This window comes from Geobacillus sp. DSP4a, from assembly GCF_013096875.1.
Classification (GTDB): Bacteria; Bacillota; Bacilli; order Bacillales; family Anoxybacillaceae; genus Geobacillus; species Geobacillus thermophilus.
Window position 1 is genome coordinate 1 of the sequence record NZ_SDLD01000254.1, and the last position, 316, is coordinate 316.

Genomic DNA, 316 nt, shown 5'->3' on the forward strand with positions numbered 1-316 from the left:
CACCCGAAGTCGGTGAGGTAACCCGCAAGGGAGCCAGCCGCCGAAGGTGGGGCAAGTGATTGGGGTGAAGTCGTAACAAGGTAGCCGTACCGGAAGGTGCGGCTGGATCACCTCCTTTCTAAGGATGTATTGACAAACTTTTTCGGTTTGATTATAATGACGCTTGTCGTTTTGTTTAGTTTTGAGGGAACTTTCCCTCCATGGGCCTATAGCTCAGCTGGTCAGAGCGCACGCCTGATAAGCGTGAGGTCGGTGGTTCAAGTCCACTTAGGCCCATCGGTTGCGGGGCCTTAGCTCAGCTGGGAGAGCGCCTGCT

Annotated in this window: 1 tRNA gene and 1 rRNA gene; both read left to right on the top strand. The window is 54.7% G+C overall.

The features are described 5' to 3' along the window. Positions 1-118: ribosomal RNA gene (locus ETC02_RS17230) — 16S ribosomal RNA — on the top strand; the annotation flags it as partial. Positions 119-202: 84 nt separating this feature from the next. After that, a tRNA-Ile gene (locus ETC02_RS17235) sits at positions 203-276 on the top strand. Positions 277-316: the final 40 nt, after the last annotated feature.